This window comes from Erythrobacter sp. NE805, from assembly GCF_046452355.1.
Taxonomy (GTDB): domain Bacteria; phylum Pseudomonadota; class Alphaproteobacteria; order Sphingomonadales; family Sphingomonadaceae; genus Erythrobacter.
Window position 1 is genome coordinate 871,547 of the sequence record NZ_JBKFDI010000001.1, and the last position, 13,993, is coordinate 885,539.

Genomic DNA, 13,993 nt, shown 5'->3' on the forward strand with positions numbered 1-13,993 from the left:
CCGCGAAGAAAAAAGCGGGGTCCCGGGTCAAGCCCGGGAAGACGGGAGGGTTATGGGCTGACCCACCGCCCCACGAAGAACCCGTCGAGCCCGCCCTCGTCGGCCAGCATCCCCGGATGGGTCCGCAGCCAGCCCTCGCTTGTGGGCGCGAGGCCCGCCGGAAGCTCGTCCGCCGCGATCGGCTTCGCGGTGAGGCCCAGTTCGACGTCGATCCACGCGCCCTGTTCCTCGCCCTCATCGGCCTCGATCGAGCACACCGCATAGACCAGCACCCCGCCGGGATTCAGCCACCCGGCGGCGCGGGCGACCAGCGCGCGTTGCAGCTCGACCATCTCGGCGATCGGCCCCCTGCCGATGCGGTGGAGCACGTCGGGGTGGCGGCGGCAGGTGCCGGTCGCGGTGCAGGGCGCGTCGATGAGGATCGCGTCGAAGCGGTGCTTCGGCTCCCAGACAAGCGCGTCGGCGCGCACCGGCGAGGCCTTGAGGCCGGTGCGCCTGAGGTTGTCCTTGAGGAGCTCGAGCCGCCGCTTCGACAGGTCGAGCGCGGTGACCTTCCACCCCGCCGCGGCGAGCTGCATGGTCTTGCCACCGGGCGCGGCGCAGAGGTCGAGCGCGCTCCGGCCCTGCCCTTCGCCCAGCAGCCGCGCGGGCAGCGAGGCGGCGAGGTCCTGCACCCACCAAGCGCCTTCCTTGAACCCTTCGAGGCTCTCGACCGCGGTCCCGCGCGGCAGGCGGATATGGCCGGGGGCGAGGCTCACCCCGCCCATGCGCACGGCGCGGGTCTCGGTCTCGGCGGGGTCGCGCAGGGCGAGGTCGAGTTCGGGCGGAAAGGCGAGGCCGGGGGCGATGGCGGCGGCCTTCTCGGCGCCCCAGCGGGCGGTGACGCGTTCGGGAAGCGACGGGACGGGCGGAAGCGCCGCGCCCTCCTTCACCAGCGCCGAGAACACCCCGTGGGCAAGGCGTCGCGGGCCGCCGGCGAGGAGCGGCAGCCCGGTCGCGATCACCGCGTGCGGCGGCGTGTCGAGCCGCAGCGCCTGGGCGAGCATCAGCCGCAGCACGCTTCGCGCCTTGGCGTCCTCGGGCAGGCGCTGCTTCGTCGCGCTGTCGATCAGCGCGTCTAGATCGGTGAGCCAGCGCAGGGTCTCCCCCGCGATGGCGCGGGCGAGCGCGCGGTCGGGGGCCTTGCGGATGTCGGCGAGCGCCGGGCCTTCCGCCTGCTCGAGCGTCTCGCCCCGTCGCAGCACGGCGTCGAGGAGGCGCAGCGCAGCGCGGCGCACGGGGAGACCGGAGGGAAGTGCCATTCGCCCCGCCCTAGCCCCGCTTGAATCGAAGCGCCAGCATGGGCATTTGGGAAGGCATGACCAAGGAAAAGTCCGAAGCCGCCAAGGCCTTCAGGAAGCCCGCCCACTGGACCAACGACCCCGCGCCGGCGCCCAAGCCGGTCGAGGATGACGAGACGCTCTCCCCCACCCGCTACGGCGACTGGGAGAAGGACGGGATTGCGGTCGACTTCTGACCCGACCTCGTCGATGCAAAGAGCCGCAGGCGACGAAGCATTCCACGGGCTGACGCGGCACCTCCCGCAAGATGGGTCCACGGCCAGACCCCTGCCCGCCCCCGCACAAGTGCCCTTCAGCCTCGCTTAGACCCCCTCAAGACCCGTCTGGACCCCCTCCAGACCCCCCGTTTGAACGATGTTTCACGTGAAACATCGCGTTTCAGAGCGGTGTGAAGGTCACCTTGAGGCCGTCCCTGGGCTGCGGGATAGGCCAGTCCTGCCAGGCCGGATCATAGCCATCGGCGACCTCGATCCTATAGCGCTGGAGCAACTGGGCGAGAAGGATCTTGACCTGCATGTAGGCGAAGTGGAGCCCGAGGCACATGTGCGCGCCGCCGCCGAAGGGGACCCAGGCATACTTGTGCCGCTCGCGAACCTTGTCGGGGGTGAACCGCATGGGGTCGAAGGCATGGGGATTTTCCCAATATTCCTCAGAGTGATGCGTCCAGTGGATGTTGATCCCGACCATCGCGCCGGCGGGGATGCGGTAGCCGCCGTACTCGAACGCGCGCAGCGCCCGGCGCGGCATCGAGGGGACCGGGGGGATCATCCGCAGCGATTCCTTGAACGCCATCTCGGTGAGGTCGAGCTTCGCAAGATCGTCGTAGTCGAGCGCTCGGGGGTTGCCCTCCCCGTCCGGGCCGCCGGTCACCGCGATGATCTCCTCGCGCAGTTTCTCCTGCCATTCCGGGGACTTGGCGAGGTAGAAGATCAGCGAGGTCGCCGAAGAGGTGATGGTATCGTGCGCCGCCATCATCAGGAAGTTCATGTGGTCGACCACCTCGTCGACCGGCAGTAGGGAACCGTCCTCGCGGGTCGCCGTGGCGAACTGGCTGAACATGTCCTGCCCGCCCCCTTCCGCGCGGCGGCGCAGGGTCTCGCGGGTAAAATAATCAACGAGATAGGCGCGCCCGTCGACGCCCTTCTTCATCTTCGTGAAGGGCAGCGGGCGGCGCACCGGGGCGACCGAGGCCTGCACCATGTCGACGAAGGCGGCGTTGATGCGGTCCGCCTCGGGACCCCACGGAAGGCCGATGAAGCTGTCGGCGGCGAGGTCGAGGGTCAGCTTCTTGATCGCCGGATAGAAGGTCATCGGCCCCGCCCACGAGGCGACTTCCCTTGCAATTCCGCGGTTTAGCGCGCCCGAATAGTGCCGCATCGGCTCCGGCTTGAAGGCGATCGAGAGCGCCCGCCGGTCGATCCGGTGATGCTCGAAATCGATCAGCATCAGCCCCCGCGGGAAGAGCTGGTCGAGCACCGGGCCCCAGCCCTGTTCGGAGGAGAAGATCTTGTCCTTGTTGAACAAAAGCAGCTCGTTTGCCTCCGCTCCGATGAGCGCCACCTGCCAGCCGCCGAAAGCGCGGTTCTTGTAGACCTTGCCGTGGGTGCGGATCATCCGCTCGGCGAAGGCGTGGGGGTTGGCGAGCATGGTGAAGGTGTTGCCGACCACCGGCCAGCCCGCATCGCCCGGGATGTGGGCGAGATCGGCCTCGGTGAGACGCCGCTCGCTCCAGTGTCGCGGGGCCTCGGCGGGGGCCAGGTCGGGGGTGCGGGGGGCTTCGGCGAGGGTAGCCATGGGGTGTCTCGATGCTCCGGTACGGGTTCGGATTCGCTACTGACCCTTATGTAAATACGCCGTCCCGTCAATCCGGGGGGAAGCCTCAGATCCAGCCGGCAAGTTCCCGCCGCAGCATCGCCTCGATCATCGCGAGGCCATCGCCCGAGGTGTTGAGGCATTCGAGCACCGCATACTTCTCGCCGCCGGCCTCGAGGAATTCGTCGCGCCCCTCGAGCGCGAGCTCCTCGAGCGTCTCGACGCAGTCCGCCGCGAAGCCGGGGGCGGCGACGATCAGCCGCTTGGTGCCCTTGCCCCCTTCCGCGATCAGCGTCGCGTCGGTCGAAGGTTCGAGCCAGGCCGCCGGGCCGAAGCGCGACTGGAAGGTCGTCTCGAAGCGAACGCCGGCGAACTCCGGCCGCTCGGCGAGCATCTCGCGCAGCAGCCGCGCGGTCTTCATGCAGTGGCAGTAATAGGGATCGCCCTTCTCGAGCGTCTGCTGCGGCATCCCGTGGAAGGAGAGCAGCATCACCTCGGGGGTGAAATCGAGCCCCCGCACCTGCCGGGTCAGGTCCTCGGCGAGCGCGGTCAGATAGGTCGGCTCGTCGTGATAGGGCGGCACGAAGCGCAGCGCGGGTTGCCAGCGCATCGCCTTCAGCACCCGGGCGACCTCGTCGAACACCGTCGCGGTCGTCGCGGCGCAATATTGCGGATACATCGGCGCGACGAGGATGCGGTCGCACCCTTCCGCCATCAGCGCGGTGAGGCGGCTCTCGATCGACGGGTTGCCGTAGCGCATCGCGTAGTCGACGACGACGTGCTCGCCGAAGCGCCCCGCCATCGCCTCGGCCTGTCGCGCGGTGATGTCGGCGAGCGGCGAGCCGCGCTCCGTCCAGATCTTCTGGTAGGCCTTGGCGCTCTTCTGCGGGCGGGTGTTGAGGATGATCCCGCGCAGGATCAGCTGCCACACCAGCGGCGGGATCTCGACCACGCGGGTGTCGGAGAGGAACTGCTTGAGATAGCGCTTGACGCTCTCGGGGTCCGGCCCGTCGGGCGTGCCGAGGTTGACGAGCAGTACGCCGATGCGGCCGCTCTTCGCAGGAGGATGGTCGCCCGGAAGGCGCTGGGTCTGCCAGGTCATGACCCGCCCAACGGTCGGCGGGCGTTTCGTATCCGGGCCGCGGCAAATCGCGCCCGGCGCAGTGGCAAACATGTCGGGATCATATGCCGTCCGAAAGTAGGGGCAAGCGCCTGAGCCTCAAGCCCGTAGCCGAAAACAGCGCGTTGGCAATCGCCGGCGGGGCGACCACCGCGCCGAGCTCGCCCGGATCGGCGGGCGCCCCGTCGCTGGCGAGGAACTCGATGCGCATCTCCGGGCAGTCCGCGAGGGTCGGCAGGCCGAGCGCGGCGTCGTTCGCCACTTCGGGGAGGCCGCCGCGCAGCCGCACCGGGTTGCCGAGCGCGATGCCGATGCCGAACACCAGCCCGCCCTCGATCTGCTGGCGGGCGATGTCGTGGTTGACGATCCGCCCGATGTCGACCGCCGCGGAGAGCCGGATCACCCGCACCCCGCCCTCGCCCTGGCGCGCGGTGGCGACGCAGGCGATGCGCGCGGCGTCCGGCCCCTCGCCGAGGCGCGCGCAGGCGAGGCCCTGGCCGCTGCGGTCCGCCCCGCCGTCCCACTCGGCAAGGCTCGCGGCGCGCTGGAGGCAGGCGGCGAGCCGCACGTCGCTGCCGAGCATCGCCATGCGGTAGGACAGCGGCTCGCGCTTCATCTTGGCGGCAGCCTCGTCGATGAAGCTCTCGATCGCGAAGATCGTCGGGCCATAGGCATTGCCGCGCACCCGGCCGGCAGGAAGGCCGATCTCGGCCGGGATGTGCTCGACGAGCAGCGCCGGGATCCGGTAGGGCGGCACCGCGCCCGCGCAGGCGAGCGGGTCGGCATCGCCCGCCGTCTCGCGCATCGCGGCGCCGGGCGTCAGGTTGTCGAACAGCCGCTTGCCGAACTCGCGCGCCGCGGGCGGGGTGGCGATGCGGATGCGCATCGCGTCGATCGCGCCCCCCTCGCCCGCGGCGCCGGGCTTGGCGAGCTGCGCGCCGAGCAGCAGCCACGCGGGCGGGCGGGGCCGGGCGCGGATCAGCTCGTCGCGGCGCGGCCAGGTGAGCTGCACCGGGCGCCCGAGCTCGCGGGCGATCTGCGCGATCTCGATGGCGTGGTCATGCTCGAGCCGCGCATCGAAGCTGCCGCCCGCGGGCATGGGATAGAGCGCGACGTCCTCGACCGCGAGGCCGATCGCCTTCGCCGCGGCGAGACGCGCCTGCTCGGGCGCCTGCGTGGCGATCCACAGGTCGAGCCGCCCGTCGGCGAAGCGCGCCGCGGCCGAGGCGCTTTCGAGCGGCATCGCATAGGCGGCCTCGACCTCGTAGCGGCGGCCGATATCGACGCGCTGGAGCCCCGCTCCGCCGAAGCCGGTCTCGGCGATGACATGCGCCTCGCCGCCGGTCAGCAGGGTGTCGAGCTTGGCCGCGATGTCGCCGCTGTCGACGGGCGCGGCGGTGGTCCAGCGCGGCTTCATCGCGGCGAGCGCGGTCTCGGCGCTCCACCAGGTGTCGGCGGCGACGGCGATCCAGCGCTTGCTCTGGACGATCCCGGCAAGCCCGCGGATGCCGGCGAGGCCCTTGGGGTCGAAGCCGGCGAGTTCGGAGCCCTCGGCGGGGCCATGGCGGATCGAGGCGAACACCATGCCCGGCAGGCGCACGTCGCCGGCAAAGCGATAGGAACCGTCGACCTTGGAGGGCAGGTCGATGCGCGGGTAGGCGGGCGCGCCGTCGACATCGGCGGGGAGCGGCTTTTCGCGCATCGGCTCCGGGCGCAGCGGCGGGGGCTCGGGCGGGGTGAGTTCGGCGGCGTCCTGCGCAAGCTCCCCGAAGCTCGCGCGCCGCGTGCCGTGGGTGACGAAGCCGCCGGCGACCTCGCACTCCTCCCAGCCCACGCCCCAGCGGGCCGCAGCGGCCTCGGCGAGCATCGCGCGGGCGGCGGCGGCGGCCTCGCGGCAGGGCAGCTCGTAGGCGGCGAGCGCGGTGCCCTCGGCGGTCGCGTTGAAGCGGCGCGATTGCGCGAAGCGGGTCGCGATCAGGTCGTCCGTGGCCGCGCCCACCCCGGCGAGCGCCGGGTCCCACAGCGCCATCCATTTTGTCGCCAGCGGGATGTTGGCATAGGCCCCCGAGATCGGCGCGGGCTCGACGGCGACCTGCCGCCAGTCTGCGCCGAGCTCATTGGCGACGATCTGCGGCAGGAGCGTGGTGATCCCCTGCCCCATCTCGAGCTGCGGCACTGCGACCGTCACCACGCCGTCCGCCGCGATCTTGAGCCAGGCGCCGAACACCTGCTCGCCCTTCGCCGCCACGAGCGGCGTCCGGTAGCTGCGCGGCATCAGCCACCAGGCGACGACCAGCCCGCCGCCTGCCGCCGCCCCGGCGAGCAAACCGCGCCGCGTCACCGCCACCGGTCAGATCGTCCCCGTGTCGAGCCAGCGCGCCAGACGCTCGGCGATCGCGCGGAAGGGCGCGGCCTCCTCGCCCTCGCCCGCCGCCGGGGGCTCGCCCTTGTCGCCGGCGATGCGGGTGGCGAGGGTCAGCGGCACGCGGCCGAGGAAGGGGATTTCGAGCGCCTTGGCGAACTTCTCCACGCCCCCGGCGCCGAAGGGATCGCTGACCTCGCCGCAATGCGGGCAGGCATAGCCCGCCATGTTCTCGACGAGGCCGATGATCGGCACCTCGCCCTGCTCGAACAGCTGCCCGGCGCGCGCGGCGTCGATCAGCGCGAGGTCCTGCGGCGTGGAGACCAGCACCGCCCCGTCGGGCTTGTGGGCCGAGAGCATCGAGAGCTGCACGTCGCCCGTCCCCGGCGGGAGATCGACGAGCAGCAGGTCGGTCTCGCCCCAGTCGGCATCGATCAGCTGCGACAATGCCTTGCCCGTCATCGGCCCGCGCCAGGCGAGCGCCTTGCCGGGGGCGACGATGTGCCCCATCGAGAGCACCTTGACGCCGTGGCGGCTGTCGATCGCGACCAGCTTGTCGCCCTCGGGCGTGGCGGCGGGCTTGATGCCCTCGGTCGCCAGCAGCTTGGGCTGCGAGGGGCCGTAGATGTCGCCGTCGATCACGCCGACGCGGCGGCCCATCCTCGCCAGCGCCACCGCGAGATTGGTGGTGAGCGTCGACTTGCCGACCCCGCCCTTGCCCGATCCGACCGCAATCAGCCGGCGGCGGCGGCGCTCGCCGGTCAGCGCGATGCGGACTTCGCAGACCTCGGGGAGAGGTTCGAGCGCGGCGGTGATCTCCGCCTCGAGCGCGGCGCGGCCCGTGTCGGAGAGGTCGCCCGCCTCGGCGACGATCACCGCGCGCCCCGAAACGATCCGGGCCGAACGCAGCCGGTGGTTGATCTCGGGGGTCAGCGCGGCGCGGATCAGCGCCTCCTCGGCTTCAGGCTGGCGCGATGGTTCGGACGGGTTGCTCATTTCGCGACGCCTCTAGAGCCTGCCCCGGCCAGGGGGAAGTCTTGTCATCGCGTCAGGAAGCCCGCTGGACAGGAGCGGCGCGCAGCAGGGGCTGGTTGCCCCTGCAAGGGCCGCGACGAAGCCAGCGGGCTTCCTGACGCGACCCCGGAGGGGCGGGCCGCTTTCGGCCCTTCGCCACGTCGCTCGTCGGTCCCTATGCTTTGGCATGGCTCCCTCCTCGCTTCTCGCGCAGGGCCAAAATCGGCTCCGTGCCAAGACATCCCCCTGGCCGGGGCAGGCTCTAACACCAAATTCACGCAGCGAACCCCTGTTTTTCGCCCGAACCCGTGCCTATAAACAGCTCATGCAGAGTATGGACGGCTGGAGAAAGCGTCTTGGTGCGGGCCTGAAGGGCCTTGCCATGGCCGGCAGGAACAACCCCTGGGGCGGAAGCGGGTCGGGCGGCGGCGACGGGCCGTCGGGCGATGACGGTTCGGGCGGCGGTGGCGGCTCGGGCGAGGGTCCGCGCAATCCGTGGCTCCCCGGCGGCGGCGAGCCCGGCAAGCGGCGCTCGGCCAGCATCGAGGATATCTTCAAGAACCGCGGCCCCGAAGGTCCGCGCCGCGCGGGCGGCGGGGGCGGCGGCGCCGGCTTCCGCCTGCCCGAGCGGCCCGGCGGCAAGAGCTGGGTGCCGGTGATCCTCGGCGGCGTCGCGCTGGTGTGGATCGCGGTCTCGAGCGTCCACTTCGTCCAGCCCGGCGAGCAGGCGATCGTCACCTGGTTCGGCGGCAAGTATTCGCACGAGCTCGAATCCGGCACCAACATCACCGCGCCCTGGCCGATCCAGCAGGTCGAGAAGGAGAACGTGACCCAGGTCCGCCTCGAGCAGGTGCCCGGCACCAACACCGAGAAGCTGATCCTGACCGGTGACCAGAACCTCGTCGACCTCTCCTACCTGATCCGCTGGAACATCTCGGACCTGACGCTTTACAAGTACCAGCTGAGCGACCCGCGCGACGCGCTGCTCGAGATCGGCGAATCCGCGATGCGCGCGGCGGTCGCGCGGCAGAAGCTCGACACGGTGTTCACCGGCGAGGGCCGGGCCGAGATCGAGCAGGACGTGCGCACCGCGATGCAGGCGCGGCTCGATGCCTATCGCTCGGGGATCCAGGTGCAGGGCATCGAGATCAACAAGGTCGATCCTCCGCAGCCGGTCGAGGAGGCCTTCAAGGACGTCTCCTCGGCGCAGCAGGACGCCGACGCGGCGATCAACCGCGCCCGCGCGGTCGCCAACACGGTGATCGCGCGCGCGCAGGGCGACGCGCGCGAGTTCAACGACATCTACGAGGAATACAAGCTCGCCCCCGAGGTGACGCGCCGCCGCCTCTACTACGAGACCATGGAGCAGATCCTGTCCAAGACCGACAAGACCATCGTCGAATCCGGCAACGTGCAGTCCTACCTGCCGCTCCCCGAATTGAAGCGCCGCGCCCAGGGCGCGTCGCCCCAGCAGCAGGGGCAGTGAGGCGATGAACAGCGTGTTCCAGAGGTACAGGAACCTCGTCATCGGTGCGATCGTAGTGCTGGTGGCGCTGCTCGCCAGCGTCGTCATCATCCCCGAGACCCACCAGGGCGTGGTGGTCGCGGCGGGCAAGCCGGTGCGGGTGTTCAACCAGTTCCGGCCCGATGTGCCCTACGGCCAGACCGGGGCGGGCCTCGTCCTGCGCGTGCCCTTCTACGAGCAGGTGCGGATGATCGACCGCCGGGTGCTCGACGTCGACATGGAGCGCACCCAGGTGCTTTCCAACGACCAGCAGCGCCTGCAGGTCGACGCCTATGCCCGCTACCGCATCATCGACCCGGTCAAGCTCGTCGAGCGCGCCGGGACCGAGGCGCAGTTCGAGGCGCAGCTGCTGCCGATCCTCACCTCGGTGCTGCGCCAGGAGCTGGGGCGCATCCCCTTCACGGCGCTCATCAATGCCGAGCGCGGGGCGGCGATGGCGAACATCACCAAGTCGCTCGACCAGCAGGCGCGGACCTACGGCGTGCAGGTGCTCGACGTGCGCATCAAGGCCGCGGACCTGCCCGAGGGCCGGCCGCTCGACGCCGCCTTCACCCGCATGGAAACCGATCGCCAGGAGGAGGCCGCGACGATCCGTGCCGCCGGGCAGCGCGATGCGCAGATCATCCAGGCCGAAGCGAGCGCGCAGGCCGCCAAGATCTACGCCGATGCTTACGGGAAAGACCCGAAGTTCTACGACTTCTACCGTGCGATGCAGAGCTACCGCCAGACCTTCCTCGTCGGGCAGGGGCAGAGCAGCATGGTGCTGTCCGACGACAGCGAGTATTTCCGCCAGTTCAAAGGCGAGCGCTGATCGACCAAGCGCGGATGCGGGGCGCCGAACGTGATGGGCGTTCAATCCGCGTTCAGGGCTCGGGGACGCATTTGGAGCCGCCGCTCCGGCTTGCCGGGGCGGCCTCTCGACGGGTTTCAGGAACGGCGCGGTAGCTCCACGCATTTCCGATCAGGATAAGGACCAAGAGGACGTGAACAAAGTGCGCTATGTATATGGACTGACGAGCGCGCTGCTGGTGGGCGGCGCTGCCATGTCGCTGATCACCGGCTCGCCGCTCGGCGCGCAGGTGGCGCAGAACGACGATGCGGTGATGAACCGGGTGGTGCCGGTCGCCGGCGCCCCGGCGAGCTTCGCCGACCTTACCGCGCAGCTCGCCCCGGCAGTGGTCAACATCTCCACCCGCCAGCGCGTCGAGGTCGCCAACAACCCCTTCGCCGGCACGCCCTTTGCCGACCTCTTCAACGGCCGGCAGGGCAATGGCGGCGGCGCGCCGCAGACCCGCGAGGCGCAGTCGCTGGGCTCGGGCTTCATCATCTCGGCCGACGGGATCGTGGTCACCAACAACCACGTGATCTCGCCCCCCGACACCCGCGCCAAGCTCGAGGCGATCACCGTCACCTTGCCCGACGGCACCGAGTACGAGGCCGACCTCGTCGGCTCGGACGCGGCCTCGGACCTCGCGGTGCTCAAGATCCGCAGCAACAAGACCTTCCCCTTCGTCAAGTTCGGGGATTCGAGCTCGGCGCGCGTGGGCGACTGGGTGGTGGCGATCGGCAACCCCTTCGGCCTCGGCGGCACGGTCACCAGCGGGATCATCTCGGCGGTCTACCGCAACACCGGCCAGGGCGGCGCCTATGACCGCTACCTCCAGACCGACGCGAGCATCAACCGCGGCAATTCGGGCGGCCCGCTGTTCGACATGCGCGGCAACGTGATCGGCATCAACAACGCGATCTTCTCGCCCTCGGGCGGGAGCGTCGGCATCGGCTTTGCCATCCCCGCCGAGATCGCCGCGCCGATCGTCGAGAAGCTGCGCGCCGGCCAGGAGATCCAGCGCGGCTACCTCGGCGTCGGCCTTGCCCCGATCGACGAGGACTTCGCCGCCTCGCTCGGCCTGCCCAAGCGCCGCGGCGAGCTGGTCCAGACCGTGCAGGACGACAGCCCCGCCTCGCGCGCGGGCCTCAAGCCGGGCGACATCGTGGTCAAGGTCAACGGCAAGGACATCTCGCCCGAGCAGACCGTGTCCTTCACCGTCGCCAATCTCCAGCCGGGCGCCAAGGTCCCGGTCGAGCTGCTGCGCGACGGCGAGCGGCTGAACCTCACCGTCACCCTCGGCAAGCGCCCGAGCGAGGCGGAGCTCCAGAGCCAGACGCAGACCTTCGACCCCGAGGCGGACGAGCCGATGGCGCCGGGCACCTCGGACGCGACCATCGAGCAGAAGCTCGGCCTCCAGGTCATGCCGATGAACGCCGCCGCGGCGCGTGCGCTCGGCGTGCCGGCGGACACCAAGGCGGTGGTGGTCGCCGCGGTCGACCAGAACTCCGACGCGGCGCGCAAGGGGCTCCAGCGGGGCGACCTGATCCTCTCGGCGAACTACCAGCCCACCCCGACGGTCGAGGCGCTGCTGGCGCAGGTCCGGGCGGCGACCGACGCCAAGCGCGAGGCGCTGCTGCTGCGCGTCCAGCGCCGCAACAACCCGCCGATCTTCCTCGCCATCCGCCTGCGCTGACGGCACGGTCAGGGCCAGGACAAAAGGCGCCGGGAGCCCAGCTCCCGGCGCCTTTTTCGTGGCCGAACGGCCCCCGCGCCTACTGGGCGGGCAGCTTGACCTGCGGCTGCGGCGGGGGCCGCCGCGGCTCGCGTTGCGGGCGCTGGTTCGGCTGCGGCAGCGCGCCGCCGGTCGCCTGTTCGAGGAAGTCTTCGCTCGCAGCCGGAGGCGCCGCCTGGTTGCCGATGCGCTCGCCGTCGGGGCCGAGCAGGCCCGGCTGCTGCTCGCGCCGCCCGGGCTCGACGAGATTGCCCTCCTCGTCGATGTAGTAATAGTCCTCGGGCGCGCCGAACATCGCCTCCTCGTCGGGCTCGAGCTGCCAGTCGGGGAGCGTGAGGGTCACGTCGAACTGCTCGACCGGGCGGCTCTTGACGGCGAAGCGCATATAGGCCGCGAAGGCCTGCGCCGGCGCGCGCCCGCCCTGGAGGCCCGGCACCGCCTTGGCATCGTCGCGGCCCATCCACACGCCCGTCGTGATGCCGCTCGAGAAGCCGATGAACCAGCCGTCCTTGTTCGAGCTGGTCGTGCCGGTCTTGCCGGCGACCGGGCGGCCGATGTCGGCGGCGCGGCCCGTGCCGGTCTGCACCGCGGCCTGGAGGAGGTCGGTGATCCCGGCGGCGACATAGTCCGGCACCGCGGGCGAGGCCTTCGAGGGCGCGCGGCTGTAGAGCACCTCGCCGTTCGTGCCCGTCACCTTGACGATGCCGTAGGGCTCGATTGGGACGCCCTTGGCGGCAACCCCGGCGAAGGCCTGGGTCATCTCGATCACCCGCACCTCGGAGGAGCCGAGCACCATAGAGGGGTAGGTGTCGATCTTCGAGCTCACCCCGAAGCGCCGCGCCATCGAGGCGACCGTGCCGAACCCGACCTCGTTGCCGAGCTGCGCCGCGACGGTGTTGATCGAATAGGCGAAGGCGGTCCTGAGGTCGGTCTCGCCGACATTGCGCCCGGTCGAGTTGCGCGGGCTCCACCCGTCGATCGTGACCGGGGTGTCGACCACCTTGTCGTCGGGCTTGTAGCCCGCCTCGAGCGCCGCGAGGTAGACGAACAGCTTCCACGCCGACCCAGGCTGGCGCAGCGCGGCAGTGGCGCGGTTGTAGTTGCTCGCGACGTAGTCGGTGCCGCCGACCATCGCGAGGATCGCCCCGTCGCGGTCGAGGCTGACCAGCGCCCCCTGCGCGCCCTTGGGGGTGTTCGCCTCGATCGCGGCGGTCGCGGCGCGCTGCATCCCGATGTCGAGCGTCGTCCAGACCTCGATCGGCTCGTTGGTCTCGGGCAGGATGATGTCGAGCTGGGGGAGCACCCAGTCGGTGAAGTAGCGCACCGAGTTCTGCCCGGCCTGCTCCTTCAGCTGCACCGCGTCGACGTCGACATTGGCCTGGTCGGCGGTGATGTAGCCCTGCTCGCGCATCAGCGAGAGCACCACCTTGGCGCGATCGACCGCGGCCTGGACGTCGGCGGTGGGGGAATACTGGCTCGGCGCCTTGACCAGCCCCGCGATGATCGCCGCCTCGCCGACGTTGAGCTCGGTCGCGGGGTGGCTGAAGAACTTGCGGCTCGCCGAATCGATGCCGTAGGCGCCGCCGCCGAAATAGACCTTGTTCAGGTAGAGCTCGAGGATCTCCTCCTTCGAGAACTTCCACTCGAGCGCCAGCGCCAGCACCGCCTCGCGCGCCTTGCGATCCAGTGAGCGGTTGTTGTTGAGGAACAGGTTGCGGGCGAGCTGCTGGGTGATCGTCGAGGTGCCGCCAAGGCGCTTGCGCGATCCGGTCAGCCCCTCGATCATCGCGCCTGTCAGGCGCACCGGATCGACGCCCCAGTGCGAGCGGAAGCGCTTGTCCTCGACCGCGACCATCGCGTTGGTCATGTTCTCCGGGATGTCGCGATAGGCAATCCACTCGCCGAAGCTCGGCCCGATCTCGACCAGCTCGCGCCCGTCGCGCGCGCGCACGAGGATCGTCTGGCCGGGCTGGGTGGCCTTCAGCGTCGCGTAGCTGGGGAGCGAGGAGGCGGCGAAGCCGACCGCGCAGACAAGGAACAGGAGGCCGAGCGCGGCAAGTCCGCCGCCCCACACCATCGCGCGCCGCAGCCAGAACCGGAAACGCGAGGGCGCTTGGCCGCCTCCCGCCGGCCCGCCGCCGCGGGCGGGGCCGGTACGCTCCGCCGCCGCGCGCCGCGCGCCGCGGGCGTCCTTGTTCTGCAACCGCTCACCCCTTTTCGACATGACCTGTGCCCATCCGATGGCCGCCTCGCTACCGG

10 protein-coding genes are annotated in these 13,993 nt (G+C 70.7%); 4 read left to right on the plus strand and 6 right to left on the minus strand.

Going from position 1 to position 13,993, the window contains the following annotated elements; translation table 11 throughout:
- Positions 1 to 50: 50 nt before the first annotated feature.
- A complete protein-coding gene (locus tag ACLBKU_RS03980) occupies positions 51 to 1,301 on the minus strand; it encodes an RsmB/NOP family class I SAM-dependent RNA methyltransferase (protein WP_410178234.1) in 1,251 nt (416 codons plus the stop codon).
- A gap of 56 nt (positions 1,302 to 1,357) precedes the next feature.
- Between ACLBKU_RS03980 and ACLBKU_RS03985 the strand changes: the two genes are divergently transcribed.
- Entirely contained in the window at positions 1,358 to 1,516 is a 159-nt protein-coding gene (locus tag ACLBKU_RS03985; RefSeq protein WP_410178235.1) for a DUF1674 domain-containing protein, read from the plus strand.
- 202 nt (positions 1,517 to 1,718) lie between these two features.
- On the opposite strand, the gene ACLBKU_RS03990 is transcribed toward ACLBKU_RS03985, so the two are convergent.
- The 4 genes from ACLBKU_RS03990 to ACLBKU_RS04005 form a co-directional block, all read right to left on the minus strand.
- Positions 1,719 to 3,134 carry a cytochrome P450 gene (locus tag ACLBKU_RS03990; RefSeq protein ID WP_410178236.1) on the minus strand — a complete coding sequence of 472 codons (1,416 nt, stop codon included), beginning with the start codon at positions 3,132 to 3,134 and terminating at the stop codon, positions 1,719 to 1,721.
- 85 nt (positions 3,135 to 3,219) lie between these two features.
- The gene (gene hemH / locus ACLBKU_RS03995) at positions 3,220 to 4,254 is read right to left on the minus strand and encodes a ferrochelatase (protein WP_410178237.1); all 1,035 of its coding nucleotides are present in this window, start codon (positions 4,252 to 4,254) and stop codon (positions 3,220 to 3,222) included.
- Between the two features lie 79 nt (positions 4,255 to 4,333).
- Positions 4,334 to 6,619 carry a molybdopterin cofactor-binding domain-containing protein gene (locus ACLBKU_RS04000; protein WP_410178238.1) on the minus strand — a complete coding sequence of 762 codons (2,286 nt, stop codon included), beginning with the start codon at positions 6,617 to 6,619 and terminating at the stop codon, positions 4,334 to 4,336.
- Between the two features lie 3 nt (positions 6,620 to 6,622).
- Complete coding sequence (locus ACLBKU_RS04005; protein ID WP_410178239.1) at positions 6,623 to 7,630, minus strand: Mrp/NBP35 family ATP-binding protein; 1,008 nt, start codon at positions 7,628 to 7,630, stop codon at positions 6,623 to 6,625.
- Positions 7,631 to 8,030: 400 nt separating this feature from the next.
- Between ACLBKU_RS04005 and hflK the strand changes: the two genes are divergently transcribed.
- The 3 genes from hflK to ACLBKU_RS04020 all read left to right on the plus strand — a co-directional run bounded on the left by hflK (position 8,031) and on the right by ACLBKU_RS04020 (position 11,695).
- Positions 8,031 to 9,134 (plus strand): protease modulator HflK, encoded by a 1,104-nt coding sequence (gene hflK / locus ACLBKU_RS04010; protein WP_410178240.1) that lies wholly within the window; start codon positions 8,031 to 8,033, stop codon positions 9,132 to 9,134.
- A 4-nt stretch (positions 9,135 to 9,138) separates the two neighbouring features.
- Positions 9,139 to 9,984 (plus strand): protease modulator HflC, encoded by an 846-nt coding sequence (hflC, locus tag ACLBKU_RS04015; protein ID WP_410178241.1) that lies wholly within the window; start codon positions 9,139 to 9,141, stop codon positions 9,982 to 9,984.
- Positions 9,985 to 10,156: 172 nt separating this feature from the next.
- The gene (locus ACLBKU_RS04020) at positions 10,157 to 11,695 is read left to right on the plus strand and encodes a Do family serine endopeptidase (RefSeq protein WP_410178242.1); all 1,539 of its coding nucleotides are present in this window, start codon (positions 10,157 to 10,159) and stop codon (positions 11,693 to 11,695) included.
- A 79-nt stretch (positions 11,696 to 11,774) separates the two neighbouring features.
- On the opposite strand, the gene ACLBKU_RS04025 is transcribed toward ACLBKU_RS04020, so the two are convergent.
- Positions 11,775 to 13,958 carry a transglycosylase domain-containing protein gene (locus tag ACLBKU_RS04025; RefSeq protein ID WP_410178243.1) on the minus strand — a complete coding sequence of 728 codons (2,184 nt, stop codon included), beginning with the start codon at positions 13,956 to 13,958 and terminating at the stop codon, positions 11,775 to 11,777.
- Positions 13,959 to 13,993: the final 35 nt, after the last annotated feature.

Excerpts from the sequence above, each read along its gene's own strand:
- ACLBKU_RS03980 (WP_410178234.1), bottom strand. The coding sequence starts at position 1,301 with ATGGCACTTCCCTCCGGTCTCCCCGTGCGCCGCGCTGCGCTGCGCCTC.
- ACLBKU_RS03985 (WP_410178235.1), top strand. The coding sequence starts at position 1,358 with ATGACCAAGGAAAAGTCCGAAGCCGCCAAGGCCTTCAGGAAGCCCGCC.
- ACLBKU_RS03990 (WP_410178236.1), bottom strand. The coding sequence starts at position 3,134 with ATGGCTACCCTCGCCGAAGCCCCCCGCACCCCCGACCTGGCCCCCGCC.
- hemH (WP_410178237.1), bottom strand. The coding sequence starts at position 4,254 with ATGACCTGGCAGACCCAGCGCCTTCCGGGCGACCATCCTCCTGCGAAG.
- ACLBKU_RS04005 (WP_410178239.1), bottom strand. The coding sequence starts at position 7,630 with ATGAGCAACCCGTCCGAACCATCGCGCCAGCCTGAAGCCGAGGAGGCG.
- hflK (WP_410178240.1), top strand. The coding sequence starts at position 8,031 with ATGGCCGGCAGGAACAACCCCTGGGGCGGAAGCGGGTCGGGCGGCGGC.
- hflC (WP_410178241.1), top strand. The coding sequence starts at position 9,139 with ATGAACAGCGTGTTCCAGAGGTACAGGAACCTCGTCATCGGTGCGATC.
- ACLBKU_RS04025 (WP_410178243.1), bottom strand. The coding sequence starts at position 13,958 with ATGTCGAAAAGGGGTGAGCGGTTGCAGAACAAGGACGCCCGCGGCGCG.